Origin of the sequence: Pseudomonas sp. NY15463 (assembly GCF_048068415.1) — a bacterium.
Taxonomy (GTDB): Bacteria; Pseudomonadota; Gammaproteobacteria; order Pseudomonadales; family Pseudomonadaceae; genus Aquipseudomonas; species Aquipseudomonas mosselii_C.
Map to the genome: position 1 here is coordinate 257,199 of NZ_JBLUQD010000002.1, position 21,767 is coordinate 278,965.

Here is a 21,767-nt window from a genome sequence, read left to right on the forward strand (position 1 = left end):
TCTACCTGCTTTGCGCAGTCTTGGGCGCAGACGAGTCGCAAGCGAGCTTCGAGCTGCAAGTAAAAGCCAGATCGCGAAACGTCAGCCCACGCGGTCCGGCTTTTACTTGTCGCTTGCAGCTTGCCACTTGTAGCTTAAAGGCGCCCCAAGGCCAGCGCGTGATGGCGCAGGTGCTCGTCGATGAAGCTGGCGATGAAGTAGTAGCTGTGGTCATAGCCTGGCTGCAGACGCAGGGTCAGCGTATGTCCCCCCTTGCGCGCAGCCTGCTCCAACGCCTGCGGCTTGAGCTGCTTGTCGAGGAAATCATCACGGTCGCCCTGGTCTACCAGCAGCGGTGGACACTCGCCCGCCTCGGCCAGCAACACGCTGGCATCCCACTCGCGCCAGCGTGCGCGGTCTTCGCCTAAGTAACGCGAGAACGCCTTCTCACCCCACGGACAATCGATGGGATTGCTAATAGGCGAGAACGCCGACACCGAACGGTAGCGCCCAGGGTTACGCAACGCGCACACCAGTGCACCGTGCCCGCCCATGGAATGACCACTGATGCCGCGCTGATCGGAGGCCGGGAAGTGCGCCTCGATCAGTTTCGGCAACTCGTCCACCACATAGTCGTGCATGCGGTAGTGCTGAGCCCACGGTTGCTGGGTAGCGTTGAGGTAAAAACCCGCCCCCAGGCCAAAGTCCCAGGCACCGTCTGGATCGCCCGGCACCCCATCGCCACGCGGGCTGGTGTCGGGCGCGACGATGATCAAGCCAAGCTCGGCGGCCAGGCGCTGGGCACCGGCCTTCTGCATGAAGTTCTCGTCAGTGCAAGTCAAGCCACTGAGCCAGTAGAGCACCGGCAGTTTCTCGCCTTGCTCGGCCTGCGGTGGCAGGTAAACGGCGAACACCATGTCGCAGCCCAGCACCGTGGAGCGGTGCCGATAGCGCTTGTGCCAGCCGCCGAAGCTTTTCTGGCAGGAGATGTTATCCAGCGTCATGGCAAAGGCCTCAGAAGTGGATGACGCTGCGAATGCTCTTGCCTTCGTGCATCAGATCAAAGGCCTTGTTGATGTCTTCCAGGCCCATGGTGTGGGTGATGAAGGTGTCGAGCGGAATCTCGCCCTTCTCGGACATTTCGACGTAGCTAGGCAGCTCGCTGCGGCCACGCACGCCGCCGAACGCCGAACCACGCCAGACCCGACCGGTCACCAGCTGGAAAGGACGGGTTGCGATTTCCTGGCCAGCACCGGCAACGCCGATGATCACCGACTCACCCCAACCCTTGTGGCAGCACTCCAGCGCGGCACGCATCAATTGCACGTTGCCGATGCACTCGAAGGAGAAGTCCACGCCACCGTCGGTAAGGTCGACGATGACTTCCTGGATCGGACGGTCGTAGTCCTTCGGGTTGATGCAGTCGGTGGCGCCCAACTGACGGGCGATCTCGAACTTGGCCGGGTTGATATCGATGGCGATGATGCGCGAGGCCTTGGCCTTGACAGCACCGATCACCGCCGAGAGGCCGATGCCGCCCAGGCCGAAGATGGCCACGGTGTCGCCGGCCTTGACCTTGGCGGTGTTGAGGACTGCACCGATACCGGTGGTGACGCCACAGCCGAGCAGGCAGACCTTCTCCAGCGGTGCTTCTTTCTGGATCTTGGCAACGGAGATTTCCGGCAGCACGGTGTACTCGGAGAACGTCGAGGTACCCATGTAATGGAACAGTTGCTGGCCCTTGTAGCTGAAACGCGTGGTGCCGTCAGGCATCAAGCCCTTGCCCTGGGTGGCACGAATGGCCTGGCACAGGTTGGTCTTGCCCGACAGGCAGAATTTGCACTTGCCGCATTCTGGGGTGTACAGCGGGATCACATGGTCACCCACCGCCACGGACGTAACGCCCTCGCCCACCGCCTCGACGATGGCCCCGCCTTCATGGCCCAGGATCGACGGGAAAATGCCTTCCGGGTCGGCGCCCGATAGGGTGTAGGCGTCGGTGTGGCAGACGCCGGAGGCGACGACGCGCAGCAGCACTTCACCGGCCTTGGGCATGGCCACGTCGACTTCGACGATTTCCAGGGGTTTCTTGGCCTCGAAGGCTACGGCGGCGCGGGACTTGATCATCAACGGTCTCCAGACTGGGGGTCGAATACAGACGAACAGTGTAATTCACAGGCTTTTGGGGAATAATCCGACCAGTTAAAAAACATTATTGCCACACAGGGATAATTGATGCTCAACGGCTGGGAAGGGATCGACGAGTTCGTCGCAGTTGCCGAGATCGGGCAGTTCACTGCGGCAGCCGAGCGCCTGGGAGTGTCCTCCTCGCACATCAGTCGGCAGATCGCCCGGCTCGAAGAACGTCTGCAAACCCGGCTGCTGTACCGCAGCACCCGCCGGGTCACCTTGAGCGAGGCCGGCCAGACATTCTTGCAACACTGCCAACGCTTGCAAGATGGCCGCGAGGAAGCGCTGCGGGCCATGGGCGATTTGGCCAGCGAGCCCAAGGGACTGCTGCGCATGACCTGTGCGGTGGCCTATGGTGAACGCTTCATCGTGCCGCTGGTGACGCGGTTCATGGGGTTGTACCCACAGCTGCGGGTGGAAGTGGAGTTGAGCAACCACACCTTGGACTTACTGCACGAAGGCATGGACCTGGCGATCCGCCTGGGGCGCCTACAAGATTCGCGGCTGGTGGCCACGCGCCTGGCGCCACGGCGCATGTACCTGTGCGCTTCACCGGCGTATCTGGAACGCTATGGTAGGCCCCATAGTCTGTCGGAGCTGGCGCGGCACAACTGCCTGATCGGCAGCTCCGACCTGTGGGCACTGCAACAAGATGGCCGCGAAATCAGCCAACGGGTGCAAGGCAACTGGCGCTGCAACAGTGGCCAAGCAGTACTGGACGCGGCGCTGCAAGGCATGGGGTTGTGTCAGTTGCCGGATTACTACGTGCTCGAACACCTGCACAGCGGCGCACTGGTATCGCTGCTCGAAGCCCACCAGCCACCCAATACCGCCGTGTGGGCGCTGTATCCGCAACAACGTCACCTGTCGCCCAAGGTCAGGCGACTGGTGGACTACATGAAGGAAGGATTGGCGGGGCTACCGGAATATCGGGCCACCGCCGTGTAGGAGCGGCCTTGCCGGGGCGCCGGACCGGCCGGAAAGGGGCGCGAAGCGGCCCTAAAATTTCGGACTCATGCAAAATCGCCGGGGCCGGGCCTGCGCTCCGGCAAGGCCGCTCCTTGGGAGTCAGCGCCGGACAGCCCAGCGCTGACGCAACCACTCCAAGTCTTCCGGGCGAGTCACCTTTAGGTTGTCACTGCGCCCTTCCACCAACCGGGGCGCGTATCCGGCCCATTCGATGGCGGACGATTCATCGGTGACCGCAACCTCCGACACCAGGCACTCGGCCAGGGCACGGTGCAGCATCCCCAGACGGAACATCTGCGGCGTATAGGCCTGCCATATGGTGCTGCGGTCGACCGTGGCACTCACCCGGCCATCTGCGCCAGCGCGCTTGAGGGTGTCGCGTGCCGGGACCGCCAACAGGCCACCCACCGGGTCGTCGGCCAACTCGACCAGCAAGCGGTCGAGATCGCTGCGCGCCAGGTTCGGCCGGGCGGCGTCATGCACCAGCACCCAGTCGTCGTCCGCCGCACCTTGCGCATGCAGCAGCAGCAACGCGTTGAGCACAGAGTCGGCACGCTCGCGCCCGCCGGGCGCTCGTTGTATGCGCGGATCGCTGGCCAAGCGTAAGCCAGGCCAGTACGGATCGTCATCGGCAATGCTGACCACCACGCCCTTGAGCGCAGGGTGGTCGAGAAAACAGTCGAGGCTGTGCTCGAGAAGGGTCTGCTCGCCCAGCGGCAGGTATTGCTTGGGGCGGTCGGCAGCCATACGGGCACCGACACCCGCAGCAGGAATCACGGCCCAGAAAGCCGGTAATGGGTGGGTCATTTTTGCGGCAGCTGGTAGAGGGTTTCGCCGTCCTTGACCATCCCCAGTTCATGACGAGCCCGCTCTTCCACGGTCTCCATACCTTTCTTCAACTCCAGGACCTCGGCATCGAGCACACGATTACGCTCCAGCAGCCGCTCGTTCTCGGCGTGCTGTTCGTCAATCTGCTGCTTGAGCTCGGCCACTTGCGCCAGGCTGCCATTACCCACCCAAAGGCGGTATTGCAGGCCGCCGAGCAGCAGGAGCAGGACAAGAAACAACCAATAGGGACTGCGCATGAAGATATCCAGGTATAAAGGCCGCCGCAGCGAGCTTCCAATAGCACGAAGCCTGGCCGAGGCCAGGCTTCGTCGACAGAAACCCGTGGGAGATGCCTGAACGGTCACTCAGAACGTTCGGGCTGCCCCGGCTGCTGCCTTTTTACCATCTCTTGCTCAGCCGCGAAACTCGGCGCGGCCACGGTAGACGGCCTTGGCGCCCAGTTGCTCTTCGATACGCAGCAGTTGGTTGTACTTGCTGACGCGATCGGAACGGCACAGCGAACCGGTCTTGATCTGGCCGGCAGCGGTACCGACTGCCAGGTCGGCAATGGTGGAGTCTTCGGTTTCGCCCGAACGGTGCGAGATGACGGCGGTGTAGCCGGCAGCCTTGGCCATCTGGATGGCTTCCAGGGTTTCGGTCAGCGAGCCGATCTGGTTGAACTTGATCAGGATCGAGTTACCGATGCCCTTCTCGATGCCTTCCTTGAGGATCTTGGTGTTGGTGACGAACAGGTCGTCGCCTACCAGTTGAACTTTCTCACCGATCTTGTCGGTCAGGATCTTCCAGCCAGCCCAATCGGACTCGTCCAGGCCGTCTTCGATGGAGATGATCGGGAAGCGCTCGGTCAGACCTTTGAGGTAATCGGCGAAACCTTCGGCATCGAACGACTTGCCTTCACCGGAAAGGTTGTACTTGCCGTCTTCATAGAATTCCGACGCAGCGCAGTCCAGGGCCAGGGTAACGTCGGTACCCAGCTTGTAGCCGGCTTTCTCGACGGCTTCGGCGATAGCGCCCAGGGCGTCTTCGTTGGAAGCCAGGTTCGGGGCAAAGCCACCTTCGTCACCCACGGCGGTATTCAGGCCACGGGCCTTGAGCACAGCCTTGAGGTGGTGGAAGATCTCGGTGCCCATGCGCAGGCCGTCGGAGAAGGTCTTGGCGCCAACCGGCTGAACCATGAACTCCTGGATGTCGACGTTGTTGTCGGCGTGCTCGCCGCCGTTGATGATGTTCATCATCGGCACCGGCATCGAGTACTGGCCAGGGGTGCCGTTGAGGTTGGCGATGTGCGCGTACAGCGGCAGGTCCTGGTCCTGGGCAGCGGCCTTGGCGGCAGCCAGGGAGACGGCCAGGATGGCGTTGGCGCCCAGCTTGGCCTTGTTCTCGGTACCGTCCAGCTCGATCATCGCGCGGTCCAGGGCTTTCTGGTCGGACGGATCCTTGCCCAGCAGCAGGTCACGGATCGGGCCGTTGATGTTGGCAACGGCTTTGAGTACGCCCTTGCCCAGGTAACGGCTCTTGTCGCCATCACGCAGCTCCAGCGCTTCGCGCGAGCCAGTGGAGGCACCCGACGGCGCGCAGGCGCTGCCGATGATACCGTTGTCGAGCAGTACATCGGCTTCTACGGTCGGGTTGCCACGCGAGTCGAGAACTTCACGACCTTTGATGTCGACGATCTTTGCCATTGTTGTAAGCACTCCAGAATTGACGAAAACAACGCAGCTTTGGGAATTCTTGCCGTTCACCAGGCGACATGGCACGGGCAGGCCTGGCGAAGGGAGCCCCTGACCTAACGGTCAGGGGTGGAACGGGCGGTACTTTACCCGAGAAACGAGCTTTACGCGGTTTCTACCGTCGGAAAACTCTTCACCAGGTCGTCCAGTTGCTTGAGCTGGCTCAGGAACGGCTCCAGCTTGTCCAGGCGCAGGGCGCACGGACCGTCGCACTTGGCGTTGTCCGGGTCCGGGTGCGCTTCGAGGAACAGGCCCGCCAGACCCTGGCTCATACCAGCCTTGGCAAGGTCGGTGACCTGAGCACGGCGGCCACCGGCGGAATCGGCACGACCACCCGGCGTTTGCAACGCATGGGTGACATCGAAGAACACCGGGTACTCGAACTGCTTCATGATGCCGAAGCCGAGCATGTCCACCACCAGGTTGTTGTAGCCGAAGCTCGAACCGCGTTCGCACAGGATCAACTGGTCGTTGCCGGCCTCGACGCACTTGGCGAGGATGTGCTTCATCTCGTGAGGCGCAAGGAACTGCGCCTTCTTGATGTTGATCACGGCACCCGTCTTGGCCATCGCCACGACCAGATCGGTCTGGCGCGACAGGAAGGCCGGGAGCTGGATGATGTCGCACACTTTGGCCACCGGTTCGCACTGGTAGGGCTCGTGCACGTCAGTGATCACCGGCACGTTGAAGGTGCGCTTGATCTCCTCGAAGATCTTCAGGCCTTCTTCCATGCCCGGGCCGCGGTACGAGGTCACCGACGAGCGGTTGGCCTTGTCGAAGCTGGCCTTGAACACGTACGGGATCCCGAGCTTTTCGGTCACCCGCACGTACTCCTCGCAGACCTTCAGGGCCAGGTCACGGGATTCCAGGACGTTCATGCCGCCGAACAGGACGAACGGCTTGTCGTTGGCGATCTCGATGTTACCGACGCGAATGATCTTCTGAGTCATGGATCAGGCCTTGTTCTTCTGTGCCAGGGCAGCCTTGACGAAACCGCTGAACAGCGGGTGACCGTCACGTGGCGTCGAGGTGAACTCCGGGTGGAACTGGCAGGCGACGAACCATGGATGATCCTTCGACTCGACCACTTCGACCAGCGCGCCGTCATCGGAACGACCGGAAACCACCAGGCCAGCCTCGACCAGTTGTGGCAGCAGGTTATTGTTCACTTCGTAGCGGTGACGGTGGCGCTCGGTGATCACGTCGCTGCCATAGCAGTCGTGAACCTTGGAGCCGGCCGTCAGCTGGCAGTCCTGAGCGCCCAGGCGCATGGTGCCGCCCAGGTCGGACGCTTCGGTACGGATCTCGACCGCGCCGGTGGCATCTGCCCATTCGGTAATCAGGCCGACGACCGGGTGGCCGCTGTTGCGATCGAACTCAGTGGAGTTGGCGTCTTTCCAGCCCATCACGTTACGCGCGAACTCGATCACCGCGACCTGCATGCCGAGGCAGATGCCCAAGTAGGGAACCTTGTTCTCACGGGCATATTGCACGGCAGTGATCTTGCCTTCGACGCCACGCAGACCGAAGCCGCCCGGGACAAGAATGGCATCGGCGCCTTCGAGTAGGCTGGTGCCCTGGTTCTCGATGTCTTCGGAGTCGATATAACGCAGGTTGACCTTGGTGCGGTTGGTAATGCCGGCGTGGCTCATCGCTTCGATCAGCGACTTGTACGCATCCAGAAGCTCCATGTACTTACCGACCATGGCGATGGTGACTTCCTGCTCAGGGTTGAGCTTGGCATCGACCACCTTGTCCCACTCGGACAGGTCGGCGCTGTTGCACTGCAGGCCGAAGCGCTCGACGACGAAGTCGTCCAGGCCCTGTGCGTGCAGCACACCAGGAATCTTGTAGATGGTGTCGACGTCTTCCAGCGAAATCACCGCACGCTCTTCGACGTTGGTGAACAGTGCGATCTTGCGACGCGACGAGGCATCGACCGGGTGATCGGAGCGGCAGATCAGCACGTCCGGTTGCAGACCGATGGAGCGCAGTTCCTTGACCGAGTGCTGGGTCGGCTTGGTCTTGGTCTCGCCAGCGGTGGCGATGTACGGCACCAGGGTCAGGTGCATCAGCATCGCGCGTTTGGAGCCCACTTCGACGCGCAACTGGCGGATGGCCTCGAGGAACGGCTGCGACTCGATGTCACCGACGGTGCCGCCGATCTCGACCAGCGCGACGTCGGCGTCGCCTGCACCTTTGATGATGCGGCGCTTGATCTCGTCGGTGATATGCGGGATGACCTGGATGGTCGCACCCAGGTAATCACCACGACGCTCCTTACGCAGCACGTGCTCGTAGATGCGGCCGGTGGTGAAGTTGTTGTTCTGGGTCATCGTGGTGCGGATGAACCGCTCGTAGTGGCCCAGGTCGAGGTCGGTCTCGGCGCCGTCGTGGGTGACGAACACTTCACCGTGCTGGAACGGGCTCATGGTGCCCGGATCGACGTTGATGTACGGGTCCAGCTTGAGCATGGTGACCTTGAGCCCCCGCGCTTCCAGGATGGCCGCCAGGGAAGCCGAGGCAATGCCTTTCCCCAATGAAGAAACAACACCGCCCGTGACGAATATGTAGCGCGTCATGAAAAACCCTAGAAGTCTGCGTTAAGGCGGCATGGGCCGCCGGAGAAAGCGAAGGAAGGCCGAAGCCCCCGATCACCTGCGTCAATCACAGTGCATCTCGAACAACTGCCGCGTCTGTACAGACCGGGGTGTACCCAGTTTGGAGCTCGCTCGTCATTTTAAGAATCAGCCCAGCAAAAAACTGCTTGGTAATCGGCAACTCCTGTGTTTTCGAGGAACCCACAGAAGCTGTATCAAGAAGGGAGGGTAGTCTACCCGAATGTACCCTTCAGCTCAAACCTTGCACGCGGGTCGCAGGTTGCCAGTGCAACTGGTAATCCTGCTCAGTCGACCAGGACAGGTTGGCCACTGCCAGCAACTGCTCGCCGCGGTACAGCAACGGCAGGCGCGCACGCACGAACTGCGGGATCTGCGCCTCGTTGAGCAAGCGCTTGAGATCACGCCGACCGCGCCCAGGCAACTGCATCACCTCACCGCCTTGGCGATAGGCGATGCGCAAGCCCTCCCCGCCCTGGCCGCCACCCAGCCACACATGGCCATTGCCGGGCAGGTGCAGGGGTTGGCTCGGGTCATGCCAAGGCTGCACAGCGTGCGGCGCATCCAGCCAGGCAGCGCTGACCCACCAGATCCGGCCATGACTGCGATGCAGCTCGCCATCGGTCAGCCGCCACACCGGCTGGGCATCCGCGGCAGCATCGCGCAGGTCGCTCCAGCCGGCCCAATGGCGAGTGTCAGGAAGCCGGGTGCGCTGGCTGAACCAATACAGCAAGGCATTGCGCTGACGGGCCGGCGACAACGCCTTGAGCGCATCAAGATTCAGGGACTCCACACCGAGCCAAGGGAGCGGCGCATCGACGCTGGCTGCCATCAGGTCGGTTTCGGCCAACTCCTCCAGCAGCCCCAGCGCCTCGCCCAAGTGCTCGGCACTGCGCGCCAGGTTGGCCTCAGCCTGTGGCCAGCGTTGACGCAGCAACGGGAAGACTTCGCCGCGCAGGTAGTTGCGGGCAAAGGCGCTGTCGGCGTTGCTGGGATCTTCGACCCAGCTCAGTCCGTGGGCATCGGCGTAAGCCTGCAACTGCTGGCGCGAGGTTTTCAACAGTGGCCGCACCAGGCTGCCCAAGCCAAGCGCGCGGGTCTGCGGCATGGCACTGAGTCCACGCAGGCCGGCACCGCGCAGCAGGCGAAACAACAAGGTTTCGGCCTGGTCGTCACGGTGCTGGCCCGTGAACAGCACTGCACCTGGAACCAGCAACTTTTCGAACGCCGCGTAGCGGGCGTCTCGGGCAGCCTGCTCCAGGCTCGCACCGGGTATGACACGTACGCGGATGACATCGAACTCCACGCCCAAGGCATCGCATACCGAACGGCAGTGCTCGGGCCAGGCATCGGCGGCGGCTTGCAGGCCATGGTGGATGTGCACGGCATGCAGTGGCGGTGCTCGATGGGTACGGGCGTAGTCGGCGAGCAGGTGCAGCAGGACGGTGGAGTCGAGGCCACCGGAGAAGGCAACATACCAAGCGGGGGCGTTTAGCCAGGGGGTGAGGTTGAGCATCAAGGCCTCACAGGGGGCAAGATCGACGGGGGCGCTTTGCGCCCCGTTCGCGGCACAAGGCCGCTCCTACAGGGATCGCGCAGTCTTTGATACTGCCGTTATCTCTGTAGGAGCGGCCTTGTGCCGCGAAAGGGCCGCAACGCGGCCCCCGAAATCCATCAGAGACCGTAGCTCATCAGGCGATCGTAACGGCGCTTGAGCAGCGCGTCATGGTCAAGCTTGCCGAGCATGTCCAGTTGCTCGATCAGGTCGGCACGCACGTTGGCGGCCATTGCCTGTGGGTCACGGTGGGCGCCGCCCAGCGGCTCCTGGATGACCTTGTCGACGATGTTCAGGCTTTTGAGACGCTCGGCGGTCACGCCCATGGCCTCGGCAGCATCGGCCGCACGGTCAGCGGTCTTCCACAGGATCGAGGCGCAGCCTTCCGGCGAGATCACCGAGTAGGTGGAGTACTGCAGCATGTTCAGCTGGTCGCACACGCCGATGGCCAGCGCGCCGCCGGAACCACCTTCACCGATGACGGTGGCGATGATCGGGGTCTTCAGACGGGCCATCACGCGCAGGTTCCAGGCGATCGCCTCGCTCTGGTTGCGCTCTTCAGCGTCAATGCCCGGGTAGGCGCCAGGCGTGTCGATAAAGGTCAGGATCGGCATCTTGAAGCGTTCGGCCATTTCCATCAGGCGGCATGCCTTGCGGTAGCCTTCAGGACGCGGCATACCGAAGTTGCGGCGCACCTTCTCGCGCACTTCACGGCCTTTCTGGTGGCCGATGATCATGACCGGCTGGTCGTTCAGGCGCGCGGTGCCCCCGACGATGGCAGCGTCATCGGAGAAATGACGGTCACCGTGCAGCTCTTCGAACTCAGTGAAGATGTGCTCGATGTAGTCGAGGGTGTACGGGCGGCGCGGGTGACGGGCCAGGCGGGCGATCTGCCAGCTGGTCAGGTTGCCGAAGATGCTTTCGGTCAGTGTGCTGCTCTTGTCTTGCAGACGGGAAATCTCGTCGCTGATGTTCAGCGAGTTGTCGTTACCCACCAGGCGCAGCTCTTCGATCTTGGCTTGCAGGTCGGCAATCGGCTGTTCGAAATCGAGGAAATTCGGGTTCATAGGCTTCCGTCTTGGGTCTACGGCCAGGCGGCCGGCCGGTTGATCCGTTTGGCGCCATACCTTAAGGGATCAGGCGCATAAAGGTCGAGATTAAAATTCGTCGTTTCAACGGTATTGCAGGAAGACGTTCTCACGTCCGAACTGGTCACGCAGCGCCTGGATCAGTCCATCGGCCGGGTCGATGCACCACTGTTCACCGAACTGCAGCATCGCCTTGGCGTCACTGCCGGTGTACTCCAGGGTAATCGGGCAACCGCCACGGTGACGGGTAATCAGCTCACCCAGCCAGTTCAGGCGATCGCCCTTGAGCGCGTCATGGGCGACCTTCAGTCGCAGGCTTTCGGCCAGCTTGGTGCGCGCATCCTCCATGGTCATGACCGTCTTGACGCGCAAGCGCAGGCCGCCGGAGAAGTCGTCGTTACTCACCTCCCCTTCCACCACCACCATCGCGTCGGTCTGCAACAGGGCCTGGGCGCCCATGAAAGCGTCAGCGAACAGCGACGCCTCGATGCGCCCGGAGCGGTCGTCGAGGGTCACGAAGCCCATTTTGTCGCCCTTCTTGTTCTTCATCACGCGTAACGCAATGATCATGCCGGCGATGGTCTGGGTATCGCGCGCAGGTTTGAGGTCAACGATGCGCTGGCGGGCGAAGCGGCGGATCTCGGCCTCGTACTCGTCGATCGGGTGACCGGTCAGGTACAGGCCCAGGGTGTCCTTTTCGCCTTTCAGGCGCTCTTTGAGCGTCAGCTCACGCACCTTGCGATGATTGGCATAGACGTCGACATCCGCCGCGTCGAACATGCTGCCGAACAGGTCGACATGGCCGCTGTCGGCGGTATGCGCCGCTTGCTCGGCAGCCTTGATCGCCTCGCCGAGCGCCGACAACAAGGTCGCGCGGTTGATATCGATGTGGGCCTGGTAGGCCTTGATTTCGTCATAGAAGTGCGGGCCCAGCCGGTCCAGTGCGCCACTGCGGATCAACGCATCGAGGGTACGCTTGTTGACGCGCTTGAGGTCGATACGCTCACAGAAGTCGAACAGGTCCTTGAACGGACCTCCCTGCGCGCGGGCTTCGACGATCGCCTCCACCGGCCCCTCACCGACGCCTTTGATCGCGCCCAGGCCGTACACGATGCGCCCGTCGTCGTTGACAGTGAACTTGAAGTCCGAGAAGTTCACATCCGGCGCATCCAGGCGCAGCTTCATGCTGCGCACTTCCTCCACCAGCACCACCACCTTGTCGGTGTTGTGCATATCCGCCGACAACACCGCCGCCATGAATGGCGCTGGATAGTGAGTCTTCAGCCAGGCGGTCTGGTACGACACCAGCCCGTAAGCTGCGGAGTGGGATTTGTTGAAGCCGTAACCTGCGAACTTCTCCACCAGGTCGAAGATGTTACCCGCAAGGTCAGCATCGATATTGTTGGCCACGCAGCCTTCGATGAAGCCACCGCGTTGCTTGGCCATTTCCTCGGGTTTTTTCTTACCCATTGCCCGGCGCAGCATGTCGGCGCCACCGAGGGTGTAGCCGGCCATGACCTGGGCGATCTGCATCACCTGTTCCTGATACAGGATGATGCCGTAGGTCGGCGCCAGGACCGGCTTGAGGCCTTCGTACTGGTAGTCCGAGTGCGGGTAGGCCAGCTCTGCGCGGCCGTGCTTGCGGTTGATGAAGTCGTCCACCATGCCCGACTGCAGCGGCCCCGGGCGGAACAGTGCAACCAATGCGATCAGGTCTTCCAGGCAGTCGGGCTTGAGCTTCTTGATCAGCTCTTTCATGCCGCGCGATTCAAGCTGGAACACCGCCGTGGTTTCGGCTTTTTGCAACAGCTCGTAGGTCTTGCGATCGTCCAGCGGGATGAAGTCGATATTGACGTCGGGCAGATTGCGCTTCTTCTGCTCGCGATTGATGATCTCCATCGCCCACTTGATGATCGTGAGCGTACGCAGGCCAAGGAAGTCGAACTTCACCAGCCCCGCTGCCTCGACGTCGTCCTTGTCGAACTGGGTCACCAGGCCGCCACCCTCTTCGTCACACGCGATCGGTGAGAAGTCGGTGAGCTTGGTCGGCGCGATCACCACGCCACCGGCGTGCTTGCCGGTACCACGGGTGACCCCTTCGAGCTTGAGGGCCATGTCCCAGATCTCGCGGGCGTCTTCGTCGCCCTTGAGGAAATCGCGCAGGATCTCTTCCTGCTCGTAGGCCTTCTCCAGGGTCATGCCCACTTCGAACGGGATCATCTTCGACAGACGGTCCGCCAACCCGTACGACTTACCCTGTACCCGCGCCACGTCACGCACCACCGCCTTGGCGGCCATGGTGCCGAAGGTGATGATCTGGCTCACGGCATTGCGCCCGTACGCCTCTGCCACGTAGTCGATCACCCGGTCACGACCGTCCATGCAGAAGTCGACGTCGAAGTCGGGCATGGAAATACGTTCAGGGTTGAGGAAACGTTCGAACAGCAGGTCGTAGGCCAGCGGGTCGAGGTCGGTGATCTTCAGTACGTAGGCCACCAGCGAGCCGGCACCCGAGCCCCGGCCAGGGCCGACCGGCACATCGTTGTTCTTGGCCCACTTGATGAAGTCCATTACGATCAGGAAGTAACCGGGGAAGCCCATCTGGATGATGATATCCAGTTCGAACTTCAAACGGTCCAGGTAGACCTGGCGCTTCTCTTCATAGTTGGGCGTGGTGTCCTTCGGCCAGAGCACCGCCAGGCGCTCCTCCAGGCCCTCGTGGGAGACATGCCGCAGGTAGTCGTCGATACCCATGCCGTTGGGCGTCGGGAAGTCTGGGAGAAAATACTTGCCCAACTGCACGCTGATGTTGCAGCGCTTGGCAATCTCGACCGTGTTGGCGATGGCATCCGGCAAGTCGCTGAATAGCTCGGCCATCTCCTCGGGCGACTTGAGGTATTGCTGGTCGCTGTAGCTGCGTGGGCGGCGCGGATCGTCCAGGGTCCAGCCCTCGCCGATGCACACGCGGGTCTCGTGGGCGTCGAAGTCGGTCTGCTTGATGAAGCGCACGTCGTTGGTCGCCACCAGCGGCGCGCCGAGTTGGTCGGCCAAAGCCACGGCGGCGTGAACATACTCTTCGTCACCGGCACGGTTGGTGCGCTGCAACTCGACATAGAAACGCTCCGGGAACATCGCCATCCAGTCGCCAAGCAACGCCTCGGCCTCGCCCTGGCGGCCGGCCAGCAAGGCCATGCCGATATCACCTTCGCGACCTGCGGACAGTGCGATCAGACCTTCGCTGGCCGGGGCGATCCAGTCGCGCTGGATGACCACCAGGCCGTTGCGCTGGCCCTCGGTCCAGCCACGCGAGATCAGCTCGGTGAGATTGCGGTAGCCCTTGGGGTTCATCGCCAGAAAGCAAATGCGCGACAGTGGCGCCTCGGCGTCGGCGCCGGCCAGCCACAGGTCGGCACCACAGATCGGCTTGATCCCCGCGCCCATCGCGGTCTTGTAGAACTTCACCAGCGAGCACATGTTGCTCTGGTCGGTGATCGCCACCGCCGGCATGTTCATCCCGGCCAAGGCCTTGGCCAGCGGCTTGATCCGCACTAGGCCATCGACCAAGGAGAATTCGGAGTGCACGCGAAGGTGAACGAAGGAAACCGACATGGAAAATCCTGTAGCAGTGCTGAACGACAAGGGCGCGATTGTAGCGTAAATAGCCGGAACGTTTGGGGCCGCTACGCGGCCCCAATGGATCAGATCAACGAGGTAGAGGCGCCTTCGCGGGCCTCCCATGCGGCCCTTACCGGCGCGAACGAACGCCGGTGAATCGGCGTAGGCCCCAGGCGCGCCAACGCCTCCAGGTGCACCGGTGTGGGATAACCCTTGTGCCCGCCAATGCCGTAACCCGGGTAGATCAGCTCGAAGGCACTCATCTCGCGATCACGGGTGACCTTGGCCAAGATCGAAGCCGCCGCGATGGCCGGTACCTGCGAATCGCCCTTGACCACCGGCGCCGATGGGACGGCCAGTTTCGGGCAGCGGTTACCGTCGATCAACGCAAGCTTCGGCGTGATGTGCAAACCCTCGACCGCACGCTGCATGGCCAGCATGGTGGCCTGGAGGATGTTCAACTGGTCGATCTCGTGCACTTCGGCACGCGCGATGCAATAGCTCAAGGCCTTTTCACGGATCTCGTCGAACAGCGCCTCACGCTTGGCTTCGGTTAGCTTCTTCGAGTCGTTCAGGCCCAGGATCGGGCGGCTCGGATCGAGGATCACCGCCGCCGTGACCACCGCGCCGCACAGCGGGCCGCGACCCACCTCGTCAACGCCGGCCACCAGGTCCTCGACCAAGTTGAAATCCAGTCCCATCTGCATGTCAACGGTCCTTGAGCAAGGCCAGCACCGCATCAGCCGCCTGGTTGGAGGCGTCACGGCGCAGGGTACGGTGAATCTGGTCGAAGCGTTCGGTCTGCTGCGCGCCATCGCGCACCAAGGGCGCCAGCGTACTGGCCAAGGCCTCGCTGGTAGCGGCGTCCTGCAACAGTTCCGGCACCAGCATGCGCTGGGCCAGCAGGTTGGGCAGCGAGACGTAAGGACTCTTGACCATGCGCTTGAGGATCCAGTACGTCAGCGGCGCCAGGCGGTAGGCTACCACCATGGGGCGCTTGTACAGCATCGCCTCAAGGGTCGCCGTGCCGGAGGCGATCAATACCGCATCGCATGCCGCCAAGGCCAGGTGCGACTGACCATCGAGCAGTTGCACTGTCAGCTCACGACCTTCGAGCATCTGTTCGATCTGCGCACGGCGCGAAGCATTGGCGCACGGCAGCACGAAGCGCACCCCTGGCACCAGCGTCCGCAGGCGCTGGGCGGCATCCAGGAACAACGCCCCCAGACGCCCGACTTCGCCACCACGGCTGCCCGGCATCAGCGCAACCACCGGGCCGTCTGCCAGCCCCAACTCGACGCGCGCCGCCGCGCGATCGGCCTCCAGCGGGATGGTGTCTGCCAATGGGTGGCCCACGAAACGCACCGGAACCCCTTGCTCCTCGTAGAAACGTGCCTCGAATGGCAGCAAGGTGAGCATCAGGTCACAGCCTTCGCGGATCTTCAATACGCGCTTCTGCCGCCAGGCCCAGACCGAAGGGCTGACGTAGTGCACGGTCTTGATCCCGGCCTGACGCAACTTGAGTTCGATATTGAGGGTGAAATCCGGGGCATCGATACCGATGAAAACATCGGGTCTCTCATCGATAAGCGCCTCGATCAGCAGCTTGCGCCGCTTGAGCAGCTCACGCAGGCGCCCCAGCACTTCCACCAGCCCCATGACAGCCAGACGCTCCATGGGGAAATATGACTGCATGCCTTCGGCTTCCATCAACGGCCCACCTACCCCGATGAACCGCACATCGGGGTGACGCGCCTTGATGGCGCGCATCAGGCCGGAACCGAGGATGTCGCCGCTGGCTTCGCCCGCGACCAGCGCAACACAGAGCTGGGCCATATCAGCGGGTGATGCCGCGTTCGGAATTCAGGATCGACTGACGGAACAGGTCCACTTCCGGGTACTGGCCAACCAGCTCATCGAGTTCCTTCACCGCCTCTTCGACGGTCAGCCCCTGACGATAGACGATCTTGTAGGCGCGGCGCAGAGCATGGATGACCTCATCACTGAAGCCACGGCGGCGCATGCCCTCGAAGTTCATGCTGCGTGCTTCGGCGGGGCTGCCGAAGACGGTGACGAAGGCCGGGACGTCCTTGCCGATCGCCGTGCCCATGCCTGAGAAGGCGTGAGCGCCGATGTGGCAGTACTGATGCACCAGCGTATAACCGGACAGAATGGCCCAGTCGCCGACGTGTACGTGGCCCGCCAACGCAGTGTTGTTGACCAGGATGCAGTGGTTGCCGATCACGCTGTCGTGGCCGATGTGGGCGTACGCCATGATCAGGTTGTGATCACCTAAGGTCGTTTCGGAACGATCTTGCACCGTGCCACGGTGAATGGTCACGCCTTCGCGGATAACGTTGTGATCGCCGATCACCAGACGCGTCGGTTCACCCTTGTACTTGAGGTCAGGGGTATCTTCACCGATGGAGCTGAACTGGTAGATGCGGTTGTGCTTGCCGATGCGCGTCGGCCCCTTGAGCACCACATGCGGGCCAATCACGCTACCCTCCCCGATTTCCACATCGGGGCCGACGATCGACCAGGGGCCAACCTCGACACCCTCGGCCAGCTTGGCCGAAGGGTCGATGATTGCCCGAGGGTCAATCGAACTCATAGGGAGCGTTCCGCGCAGGTGATTTCAGCCGAACAGACTGGCTTGCCGTCGACCAAGGCACGGCATTCGAACTTCCAGATCATGCTCTTGCGGCTGAGGAACTTGGCTTCCAGCACCAACTGGTCGCCCGGCAGTACCGGCTGACGGAAGCGCAGCTTGTCGGAACCAACGAAATAGTAGAGGGTGCCGTCGGCCGGCTTGGCGTCGAGCATCTTGAATCCGAGAATCCCGGCTGCCTGGGCCATCGCCTCGATGATCAGCACGCCCGGCATGATCGGATGTGCCGGGAAGTGGCCATTGAAGAACGGCTCATTGATGCTGACATTCTTGTAGGCACGAATGCTCTGGGCCTCGAAGTCCAGATCCGTGACACGATCCACCAGCAGGAACGGGTAACGGTGAGGCAGGTATTCGCGAATCTCGTTGATGTCCATCATTTCGGGGGGAAGCCTGTAATAAGAATAGGGAGCGCAGGTGCTGACCACGCGCTCCTCTTGCAAAGTCAAAGAGGCGCCGGCCAGCGACTGTTCTCTTGCTCAGGAAATGGTATCAGCCTTCTGATGTCGGCTGGCCACCTGAGGTCACGGTGTCGACACGTTTTTCCAGCTGCTGGAGACGCTTGGACATCTCGTCGAGCTGACGGATACGCGCGGCGCTCTTGCGCCATTCGGCCAAAGGCTGCATGGCCGTTCCGGAAGAATAGCCGCCCGGTTCGGTAATGGAACGGGTGACCATGGTCATACCGGAGACAAATACGTTATCGCAAACATCGATGTGACCGACCATGCCGACACCGCCAGCAATCATGCAGTGCTTGCCGATCTTGGTGCTACCGGAAATACCGACACAGGCCGCCATTGCCGTGTGGTCACCGACCTGCACGTTATGGGCGATCTGGATCTGGTTGTCGAGCTTGACGCCATTGCCGATGCGCGTGTCGGACAGCGCACCGCGATCAACGGCGGTGTTCACACCGATCTCGACGTCGTCACCAAGGGTGACCCCACCGATCTGGGCGATCTTCTGCCACACACCCTTTTCATTGGCAAAGCCGAAGCCTTCGCCCCCGATCACCGCGCCGGACTGAATCACCACACGCTTACCGATGGTAACGTCGTGATACAGCGTGACCCGTGGCGCGAGCCACCCGCCTTCACCGATCACGCAGCGCGCGCCGATAACGCTGTGCGCGCCGACCGTCACGTGGGCGCCAATCCGCGCACCGGCCTCGACCACCACGAACGGACCGATGCTGGCGCTGGCATCGACCTGAGCGTCCTCATGCACCACGGCGCTGGGATGAATACCCGCCACAGCCTTTGGTTTAGGGTCGAACAGGTGCGAAATACGCGCATAGGCCAGGTAGGGATCTGCCACGATCAGGGCGTTGCCAGCAAAGCCCTCGGCATCCTCGGCCTTGAGCAGCACCGCCCCGGCTTGAGTATCGTCAAGGAACTTGCGGTACTGCTTGTTGGCAAGGAAGCTCAACTGCCCAGGCCCGGCGTCCTGCAAGGTCGCCAGCCCGGTGATCGGCAGCGCCTCGGAGCCTTTTAGCTGCGCCCCGAGGGCCTCGGCCAATTGGCCGAGCGTCATGGTCACGGTCATATCAACGCGCTTGGTTCATACGCTCGATGACCTGGCGGGTGATGTCGTACTGAGGTTTGACATCGATGACCGCGCCGCGCTCAAGCACCAGGTCGTAGCCGCCCTTCTTGATGACTTCCTCGACAGCACCGTCGAGTTTCGGCTTGAGCTGTTTGAGCATGTCACGGTCGGCTACGGCCTTGGCTTCGTTGAGTTCCTTGGACTGGAACTGGAAGTCGCGGGCTTTTTGCTTGAATTCAAGTTCCAGGCGCTCGCGCTCTTGCTGCTGCATCTTGTCGCCGCCCTTGATCAGACGGTCCTGGATGCCCTTGGCGCTGCTCTCGAGAGTCTTGAGCTTGGTCAGTTGCGGGCCAAATTTCTTCTCGGCATCAACTGCGTACTTCTTGGCCGCATCGGATTCGAGCAGGGCCATCTGATAGTTCAGCACGGCAACCTTCATTTCGGCGAAAGCCGGGGTGGCGACCAGCGCCGCGGCCACGATGGCCAGTTGAGTCAACTTACGCACGATGCACTCCTGGATAAACCGTTGTCGTTGTACGAGGGCCGACCTCAGAAGGTCTGGCCCAGAGAGAATTGGAACACCTGGGTTTCGGCGTCTTGCGGTTTCTTGATCGGCATCGCCAGGCTGAAGCTCAGCGGGCCCAGCGCAGTGATCCAGGTTACGCCCAGGCCGACGGAGCTGGCCATGTCGCTGAAGCCGACCTTGGTGCAATCAGGCTTGGAGCCGCAGTTGGTGTCGAACACGTTACCCACGTCCCAGAACACGGACGTGCGCAGCGAACGCTGGTCCTTGACGAACGGCAGCGGGAACAGCAACTCCACGCCACCCTGGACGAGGACGTTACCGCCGAACGGCAGCGGGTCCTGGTCCGGGTCGGTGATGGTGCCCGGGTTCTTGCCGGTACTCGGCGTACTGCGCGGGCCGAGCGTACTGTCTTTGAAGCCACGCACCGAGTTGAAGCCACCGGCGTAGTAGTTCTCGTAGAACGGCAGGCCGGAGGTCGAGCCAAAGCCGTCACCATAGCCCAGCTCGGTGTGCAGGCGCAGGGTGTAGTCGTTGTTGATTGGCTTGAACAGCTGGCCGCGGTAGTCGAGCTTGTAGAACGACAGGTCGCTGCCCGGCACGGTGGTTTCCAGGGTCAGGCTCTGGGAGTGACCACGGGTCGCCAGCACACCTTTGTTCAGGGTCGACTCGGACCAGCCGATCGAAGCCTTGAAGTTCAGGAAGTTGTCGCCTTCGTCTTTCAGGAAGTCGAAAATCTCGTCGACGGTGTACTTCCCGGTCTTGATCTTGTCTTGCTGCACGGTCAGGCCGTAGGTCAGGCGCGAGGTTTCGCTGATCGGGTAGCCGAGGCTGACACCCGCACCGAGGCTGTCGACCGCGTAGCTCGCCACGTCAACGTCAAGGTCGTCGTAGTTGGTGCTGCGGTAGAAGGCGTTGTAGCCCAGGCTCACGCCGTCGGCAGTGAAGTAGGGGTCCACGAAGCCGAAGTTGTAGCGGCTCTGGTATTCCGAACGGGTCAGGCCGATGGACACCTTGTTACCGGTACCCAGGAAGTTGCTCTGGCTGATCGAACCACCCAGGATCAGACCGGCGCTCTGGGCAAAGCCGACGCTGGCGGTGATCGAGCCCGAGGCCTGTTCTTCGACCGCGTAGTTCACGTCGACTTGGTCATCGGTGCCCGGCACCGGTGGGGTTTCGACGTTGACTTCCTTGAAGAAGCCCAGACGCTCAAGACGGGTCTTGGACTGGTCGATCAGGTAAGTCGATGCCCAGCCGCCTTCCATCTGGCGCATTTCGCGGCGCAGCACTTCGTCTTCGGTCTTGGTGTTGCCACGGTAGTTGATGCGGTTGACGTAGGCACGCTTGCCCGGATCAACCACGAACATGATGTCGACGGTATGGTCTTCATCGTGCGGTTGCGGCACGCCGTTGACGTTGGCGAAGGTGTAGCCTTCGTTACCCAGGCGACGGGTGATCAGGTCGGAGGTGGTGGTCATGACCTTGCGCGAGAACACCTGGCCAGGCTGCACCAGCAGCAGCGACTTGACCTGGTCTTCCGGCACCTTGAGGTCACCCGAGAGTTTCACGTCACGCACGGTGTACTTCTCGCCTTCGTTGACGTTGACCGTGATGTAGACGTGCTTCTTGTCCGGGGTAATCGACACCTGGGTGGAGGCGATGTCCATGTTGATGTAGCCGCGGTCCAGGTAGTACGAGCGCAGGCGCTCGAGGTCACCGGAGAGTTTCTCGCGGGCGTACTTGTCGTCGTTCTTGAAGAACGACAGCCAGTTGGTGGTCTTCAGCTCGAACAGCTGCGACAGCTCCTCATCGTCGAACACGGTGTTGCCGACGATGTTGATGTGCTGGATCGCAGCGACCGTGCCTTCGTTGATCTTGATCTTAAGGCCAACGCGGTTGCGCGGCTGCGGTACGACTTCGGCGTCGACCTCGGCCGAGTAGCGGCCCTGGGCCACGTACTGGCGCTGCAGCTCGTTACGCACACCTTCGAGGGTCGCACGCTGGAAGATCTCGCCTTCGGCCAGGCCCGACTGCTTCAGGCCTTTCATCAGGTCTTCGGTGCTGATCGCCTTGTTGCCTTCGATCTCGATGCTTGCGACCGATGGGCGCTCGACCACGTTGATGATCAGGACATTGCCGTCGCGACTCAGCTGGATGTCTTGGAAGAAGCCGGTCTTGAACAGCGAACGGGTCGAATCGACCAGGCGGCTATCGTCCGCTTGGTCGCCCACGTTCAACGGCAAGGCGCCGAACACGCTGCCGGCGGAAACCCGCTGCAGGCCGTTGACGCGAATATCGGAGATGGTGAAGGACTCGGCGTGAACTTCAGCGATCATCAGTGCGGAGAGGACCGCAGTTAGCAGCAGACGTTTCATGAAGTCCTTTTATTCCAACTGGCAATAAACAACCCGCCGCAAAAAGTACGGCAGGTT

18 protein-coding genes are annotated in these 21,767 nt (G+C 62.0%); 1 reads left to right on the top strand and 17 read right to left on the bottom strand.

The window, feature by feature from the left end; genetic code table 11:
* Window positions 1-134: 134 nt before the first annotated feature.
* Both fghA and ACNFIC_RS05415 read right to left on the bottom strand, forming a co-directional pair.
* The gene (fghA, locus tag ACNFIC_RS05410; RefSeq protein ID WP_138218545.1) at window positions 135-983 is read right to left on the bottom strand and encodes an S-formylglutathione hydrolase; all 849 of its coding nucleotides are present in this window, start codon (window positions 981-983) and stop codon (window positions 135-137) included.
* Window positions 984-993: 10 nt separating this feature from the next.
* The gene (locus ACNFIC_RS05415; RefSeq protein ID WP_013971270.1) at window positions 994-2,106 is read right to left on the bottom strand and encodes an S-(hydroxymethyl)glutathione dehydrogenase/class III alcohol dehydrogenase; all 1,113 of its coding nucleotides are present in this window, start codon (window positions 2,104-2,106) and stop codon (window positions 994-996) included.
* Between the two features lie 108 nt (window positions 2,107-2,214).
* On the opposite strand from ACNFIC_RS05415, the gene ACNFIC_RS05420 reads away from it, so the two are divergent.
* Complete coding sequence (locus tag ACNFIC_RS05420; RefSeq protein WP_138218547.1) at window positions 2,215-3,117, top strand: LysR substrate-binding domain-containing protein; 903 nt, start codon at window positions 2,215-2,217, stop codon at window positions 3,115-3,117.
* 120 nt (window positions 3,118-3,237) lie between these two features.
* On the opposite strand, the gene ispD is transcribed toward ACNFIC_RS05420, so the two are convergent.
* From ispD to bamA, 15 genes are all read right to left on the bottom strand, one after another.
* Complete coding sequence (ispD, locus tag ACNFIC_RS05425) at window positions 3,238-3,945, bottom strand: 2-C-methyl-D-erythritol 4-phosphate cytidylyltransferase (protein WP_138218549.1); 708 nt, start codon at window positions 3,943-3,945, stop codon at window positions 3,238-3,240.
* Window positions 3,942-4,223 carry a cell division protein FtsB gene (ftsB, locus tag ACNFIC_RS05430; protein ID WP_138218551.1) on the bottom strand — a complete coding sequence of 94 codons (282 nt, stop codon included), beginning with the start codon at window positions 4,221-4,223 and terminating at the stop codon, window positions 3,942-3,944. Before ftsB ends, ispD begins: the two co-directional genes overlap by 4 nt.
* 156 nt (window positions 4,224-4,379) lie before the next feature.
* Window positions 4,380-5,669, bottom strand: coding sequence for a phosphopyruvate hydratase (eno, locus tag ACNFIC_RS05435; protein WP_003252333.1), 1,290 nt, complete (start codon window positions 5,667-5,669; stop codon window positions 4,380-4,382).
* 152 nt (window positions 5,670-5,821) lie between these two features.
* Window positions 5,822-6,667 (bottom strand): 3-deoxy-8-phosphooctulonate synthase, encoded by an 846-nt coding sequence (kdsA, locus tag ACNFIC_RS05440; protein WP_138218553.1) that lies wholly within the window; start codon window positions 6,665-6,667, stop codon window positions 5,822-5,824.
* 3 nt (window positions 6,668-6,670) lie between these two features.
* Complete coding sequence (locus ACNFIC_RS05445; RefSeq protein ID WP_138218555.1) at window positions 6,671-8,299, bottom strand: CTP synthase; 1,629 nt, start codon at window positions 8,297-8,299, stop codon at window positions 6,671-6,673.
* A gap of 268 nt (window positions 8,300-8,567) precedes the next feature.
* Window positions 8,568-9,851, bottom strand: coding sequence for a tRNA lysidine(34) synthetase TilS (gene tilS, locus ACNFIC_RS05450; protein WP_138218557.1), 1,284 nt, complete (start codon window positions 9,849-9,851; stop codon window positions 8,568-8,570).
* A gap of 158 nt (window positions 9,852-10,009) precedes the next feature.
* On the bottom strand, window positions 10,010-10,957 hold the full coding sequence (locus tag ACNFIC_RS05455) for an acetyl-CoA carboxylase carboxyltransferase subunit alpha (protein WP_138218559.1): 948 nt from the start codon (window positions 10,955-10,957) through the stop codon (window positions 10,010-10,012).
* A 105-nt stretch (window positions 10,958-11,062) separates the two neighbouring features.
* Window positions 11,063-14,587, bottom strand: a complete 3,525-nt coding sequence (gene dnaE, locus ACNFIC_RS05460; protein WP_138218561.1) for a DNA polymerase III subunit alpha — start codon at window positions 14,585-14,587, stop codon at window positions 11,063-11,065.
* Window positions 14,588-14,676: 89 nt separating this feature from the next.
* The gene (gene rnhB / locus ACNFIC_RS05465) at window positions 14,677-15,300 is read right to left on the bottom strand and encodes a ribonuclease HII (RefSeq protein WP_138218563.1); all 624 of its coding nucleotides are present in this window, start codon (window positions 15,298-15,300) and stop codon (window positions 14,677-14,679) included.
* Between the two features lies 1 nt (window position 15,301).
* Window positions 15,302-16,429, bottom strand: coding sequence for a lipid-A-disaccharide synthase (gene lpxB / locus ACNFIC_RS05470; RefSeq protein WP_138218565.1), 1,128 nt, complete (start codon window positions 16,427-16,429; stop codon window positions 15,302-15,304).
* Between the two features lies 1 nt (window position 16,430).
* Window positions 16,431-17,207 carry an acyl-ACP--UDP-N-acetylglucosamine O-acyltransferase gene (gene lpxA / locus ACNFIC_RS05475; protein ID WP_138218567.1) on the bottom strand — a complete coding sequence of 259 codons (777 nt, stop codon included), beginning with the start codon at window positions 17,205-17,207 and terminating at the stop codon, window positions 16,431-16,433.
* Window positions 17,204-17,644 carry a 3-hydroxyacyl-ACP dehydratase FabZ gene (fabZ, locus tag ACNFIC_RS05480; RefSeq protein ID WP_003252314.1) on the bottom strand — a complete coding sequence of 147 codons (441 nt, stop codon included), beginning with the start codon at window positions 17,642-17,644 and terminating at the stop codon, window positions 17,204-17,206. The genes lpxA and fabZ overlap by 4 nt, the downstream gene beginning before the upstream one ends.
* A 112-nt stretch (window positions 17,645-17,756) precedes the next feature.
* Entirely contained in the window at window positions 17,757-18,812 is a 1,056-nt protein-coding gene (gene lpxD / locus ACNFIC_RS05485; RefSeq protein ID WP_138218569.1) for a UDP-3-O-(3-hydroxymyristoyl)glucosamine N-acyltransferase, read from the bottom strand.
* A gap of 1 nt (window position 18,813) precedes the next feature.
* Window positions 18,814-19,317, bottom strand: a complete 504-nt coding sequence (locus ACNFIC_RS05490; RefSeq protein ID WP_138218571.1) for an OmpH family outer membrane protein — start codon at window positions 19,315-19,317, stop codon at window positions 18,814-18,816.
* Between the two features lie 44 nt (window positions 19,318-19,361).
* Window positions 19,362-21,710 (bottom strand): outer membrane protein assembly factor BamA, encoded by a 2,349-nt coding sequence (bamA, locus tag ACNFIC_RS05495; RefSeq protein ID WP_138218573.1) that lies wholly within the window; start codon window positions 21,708-21,710, stop codon window positions 19,362-19,364.
* Between the last annotated feature and the right edge of the window lie 57 nt (window positions 21,711-21,767).